Genomic DNA, 3,864 nt, shown 5'->3' on the forward strand with positions numbered 1-3,864 from the left:
GGACGGCAAAAATGACCCCTAACCCCCCTTTATGTGTCTTTTTAGGAGGAGTTATGGGTTTTTGCTTTCAAGATCCCCTTCGGAACCCTTGGCGAGGCGCTTCTGGTACCTCTCCACTTGCCGAGTCAACTTCTCTGCCTTCCGCATCGCCTCGGCGTTCCGAACGCTCACCAGCACTATACCATCAAAGTCCCGCAGGAAGCGATCCGGGTAGCCGTGGAGCCGAAGGGCAAAGCCTTGCTCGTTGTTCGTCCGGTAGGCCAGGGCCACCCTTCCACCCTCGGCCTTCTCCACGGCCCGCTCCCAGAGGAGTTCCCGCACCGTGGCGCTAATCCGGCCCACGAAGACCCCGGTGTCCACCTCCACCAGGAAGCGGGTGAGGTCCCCCCTAAGGCTCCTCGGAACCTTTTCCAGGATCACCACCACCATAGGCCACCCCGCCCTCCACCTCCCCCTCGAGGCCCCAAAGGCCCCCAGGGCGGGTGGGGTCCTCTTCCACCGGGTCCTCCTCCTCGGGAAAGCCCAGGCCCCGGAAAAGCTCCAGGAGGTCCTCGGCCATCCGCTCCAGAAGCCTCCCCTCCTGGATGGCCTGCCGCAGGGCCCGTAGTCCCCACGCACGTGGGGATGGACCGTACACGGAGCAGGAGGTGGCCTTCCCCCAAACTCCGCGGGCCGCCCGCCCAGCGCCCTAGGGCTTCCTCCTTGCCCGCTTTCCTCCCGCCGTGGCGCCTCGAGGCTCCTCCGTCCGGTCCCGGTACCTCATCCGGCTCAGGCGGAGGGGGAAGGAGAGCTGGGTAAAGAAGGCCGCGCCCTCCCGGGCCACCCGGTCCGAGGCCAAGGCGTCGTAGGAGGCGGCCAGGCGCTCCATGGCCCCCTTGAAGGCCTCCAGCGCCTGGACCAGGGCCAGGGCCCGCTCGCTCTCCCCCAAGGGGTGGGCCCGCAGGCTGGCCGCAAGGGCCTCCGCCTCCTCCGCCAGGGCCTTCGCCTCCTCTTCGGAAGCCGCCTCCCGCTCCAAAAGCCGCCCCGCCTCCCAAAGCAGGGCCTCGAGCTCCACCTCCCGCCAGGCCTCGCTCCCCTCGGGGGCGGGTTCGGGAAGGGGCAGGCGGTAGAGGACCGCGCCCCCGGGAAGCCCCTCCTCCACCTCCAGCACCGGGGCCTCCACGGGGAGAAGGAGGATGCGCTCCTCCTCGGGGGCGAAGGGGGCCAGGTGGACCTCCGTTCCCCCCAGGCGCACCCGCACCCCGAGGTTCACCGGGGCCTTGAGGAAGGCGAGCTCCGCGAGGAGGGCGGCCAGGAGCTCCCCCTCCGCCACGTAGCGGTGAACCCCACCCCCCTCCCGGGCCATGCGGGCCATGAGCCCCCGGTGGTACCCCTCCCCGAAGCCCAGGGTGAAGGTGTAGACCCCTTCCCGGGCCGCCTTCCTCGCCTCCTCCGCCAGGGCCTCGGGGTCGGTGAGGCCCACGTTGGCCAGGCCGTCGGAGAGGAGGAAGAGGAACCGGGGCCGGGTGGGGTCCTTGAGGAGGAGGGCCCCCTGCCGCCAGCCCGCGTGGAGGGCGGTGCTCCCCCGGGCCTCCAGGGCCTCCAGGTAGGCCCGGGCCGCCTTCCGGTCCAGCCCCCCCACCTCCACCTCGTGGTCGTAGGCCACCACCGCCACCCGGCCCCGCTCCGGGAAGGCCTCCAGCACGGCGAGGGCCGCGGCCTTGGCCTCCTGGAGCTTGCGGCCCGCCATGCTCCCCGAGCGGTCCAGGACCAGGGCGAGGTCGGGGGTGAGGGGGGCCCGCCTCGGTGCGAGGAGCGCCACCTTGAGGAGGTCCTGGCCCTTCACCAGGGCGCGGCTCAGGCGAAGGCCGAGCTCCGAAGCCTGCTGGGGTTTGGCGAACCTTTTCATCATTTCCCTCCTTCCCCATCTTCCCCTGGGCTTCGCCTTCCGTCGGACGGAAGGGGCTCGCCCAGGCGCTCCCCCCGGCCCCGCCAGTACCAGTAGTCCCGCCACTCCATAAGGGCCTTCTCCGGGTCTTCGGGACGCGAGGCCCGGAGGAGGGCCCCGTAGAGGGCGTCCCAGACCGGCTCTCCCGCCGCCGCCCCGGCGTGGGGCGGGCCGAAGAGGGGGCGGTAGGCCCCGGGGGAAAGGGAAGAGGGCGCTGGCCCCAGATCGGCCCAGGGCGCCAGGGCCCCTTCTCCCCCCCTCCCCAGGGCGTGGGCGAAGAGGGGGCCGAAGAGGTGGTGGTTCACGAGGTCCGGGAGGAGATCCCTCCCCGCCGCCTCCTCCAGGGCCCTCAGGTAGAAGGCGAGGGCGTCGGCGCTGCCCAACGCCATCTCCACCAGCATGGGAAGGGGCTCCCCGGGGCTTGCGGCGTGGTAGGCCACCAGGGCCACCACGGGCTTGGCGGACCGGGCGAGCTTGAGGAAGGCGTCCTCGAGGGGCAAGGGTACGGCCCGGCCCTCCTCCTGCAGGACGTGCACCAGGGCGTTGAGGAGCGGAAGGCCCATGGGAAGCCCGTAGCGCTTTCCCAGGTAGACGGGGTAGCGGGAGAAGAGGAGGGGAGAGAGCTCCACGGTCCACGCCCCGCCCTCCTTCCGCCAGGCGGCCGCCCGGTGGACCACCGTCCCCACCCGCCACCGGATGGGAATGCCGTGGGCGAGGGGGAGGTAGGCCTTCACCAGGCCTTTCCAAAGGGCGGCCATCTCCGGGTCGTAGCCCCACCCCGAGTAGGCCATCTCCGCCTTGAGGGCGGGGGATACCTTGGGGGAAAACCTCGGCCTCACCGCCCACCGCCCTCCCCGCTCTCCCCCACGAAGAGGTGCCAGTCCTGCCGGCCGTCCTGGCTCACGGCCAGGTGGTAGCGCCGGGGGCGGAAGTCGGCCTCGGCCAGGGCCCGCTCAAAGGGCGCCAGGAAGAAGTCCTGGCCCGCTTCCAGGTCCCGCGGGGCCAGAGCCCGGCGGGGCCGGGCCACCAGGACCAGCTTCCCCCCGGGGGCCAGGGCGGGGCGGCAGAGGTCCAGGAGGGAGGAGATGTGGCGGATGTACACCCCGTAGCGCTCCTCCGCCTCCTCGCGGTGGCCCTCCTCCCGAAGCCAGGTCTGGAAGGTGGGGGGGTGGAGGACCACCAGGGAAGCCTCCCCCCGGAAGCGCTTGGGGAGGTCCCGGATGTCGGCCCGCTCCACCTTTGGCCCCCTGGGGGCGATGTCCCCGCCCCAGGCCCGGCGTCCCAGGGCTTGGGCCGCCTCCACCACGGTCCCCCGCCCCGCCATGGGGTCCACCACCAGCTCCCCCGCCTTGGTGTAGAGCAAGACCAGGGCCTGGGCCACCGCCCTTGGGAGGGCCTCCTCCCAGGGCTCCGGGGGGAAGAGCCAGACGGGGGCCGAGGGGTCCACCTCCCCCGGGGGGGCGAGGAGGGCGAGGAGGCCCTCGAGGTCCTTGCCCAAGAGGTCCTCGAGGGAGAGCTCCCCCCGCTTGAGGAGGCGGTGAAGCCGGTGGGCCTGGCGCAGGGGAAGCCCCTCTTGGAGGGCCCACCGCAGAGGCTCGGGGAGGAAGGCCACGGGGAGGAGGTCGTGGCGCAGGTACTTCTCCTTGAGGCCGAGCTCGCGGGCGAAGGCGCGGAAGCGCTCCTTGGGCCAGGCGAGGAGGGCTTTCGCCACCTCTTCGTCCCCGCCTTCCAAACCCCGAGCACGGGCCGCCTGCAGGACCGCGGCGTACACTTCCCAAGCTCGCTTCATAAACAAAGCTTAGAGCCCCCGCGGGCTTCCGTCGGACGGAGGCTCAATCCTTCCTGGCCCATTTCGGGCCGGTGCAAGTGCTCTGCGTGTAAACGCAGGCGGCAAAGGCCGGTTTTCAAGGTTCCAGACGGCATGGACCGGTTAGGCT

At 71.6% G+C, this 3,864-nt stretch carries 5 protein-coding genes; all 5 read right to left on the reverse strand.

All coding sequences use genetic code 11. The features are described 5' to 3' along the window. Positions 1-51: 51 nt before the first annotated feature. From cas2e to AC01Y6_RS09825, 5 genes are read right to left on the reverse strand one after another with little or no spacing between them, the layout of a single operon-like run. Complete coding sequence (gene cas2e, locus AC01Y6_RS09805; protein WP_476671333.1) at positions 52-429, reverse strand: type I-E CRISPR-associated endoribonuclease Cas2e; 378 nt, start codon at positions 427-429, stop codon at positions 52-54. Continuing rightward, positions 389-637, reverse strand: a complete 249-nt coding sequence (locus AC01Y6_RS09810; protein ID WP_476671335.1) for a hypothetical protein — start codon at positions 635-637, stop codon at positions 389-391. Before AC01Y6_RS09810 ends, cas2e begins: the two co-directional genes overlap by 41 nt. A gap of 51 nt (positions 638-688) precedes the next feature. After that, positions 689-1,888 carry a vWA domain-containing protein gene (locus AC01Y6_RS09815; RefSeq protein WP_476671337.1) on the reverse strand — a complete coding sequence of 400 codons (1,200 nt, stop codon included), beginning with the start codon at positions 1,886-1,888 and terminating at the stop codon, positions 689-691. Then, the gene (locus AC01Y6_RS09820; protein ID WP_476671339.1) at positions 1,888-2,766 is read right to left on the reverse strand and encodes a hypothetical protein; all 879 of its coding nucleotides are present in this window, start codon (positions 2,764-2,766) and stop codon (positions 1,888-1,890) included. Before AC01Y6_RS09820 ends, AC01Y6_RS09815 begins: the two co-directional genes overlap by 1 nt. Beyond that, complete coding sequence (locus AC01Y6_RS09825; RefSeq protein ID WP_428720735.1) at positions 2,763-3,716, reverse strand: DNA methyltransferase; 954 nt, start codon at positions 3,714-3,716, stop codon at positions 2,763-2,765. The genes AC01Y6_RS09820 and AC01Y6_RS09825 overlap by 4 nt, the downstream gene beginning before the upstream one ends. Positions 3,717-3,864: the final 148 nt, after the last annotated feature.

Source organism: Thermus sp., from assembly GCF_056332225.1.

What these genes read in the sequence shown, in the direction of transcription:
- cas2e (WP_476671333.1), bottom strand. Translation starts at nt 429, where the DNA reads ATGGTGGTGGTGATCCTGGAAAAGGTTCCGAGGAGCCTTAGGGGGGAC.
- AC01Y6_RS09815 (WP_476671337.1), bottom strand. Translation starts at nt 1,888, where the DNA reads ATGAAAAGGTTCGCCAAACCCCAGCAGGCTTCGGAGCTCGGCCTTCGC.
- AC01Y6_RS09825 (WP_428720735.1), bottom strand. Translation starts at nt 3,716, where the DNA reads ATGAAGCGAGCTTGGGAAGTGTACGCCGCGGTCCTGCAGGCGGCCCGT.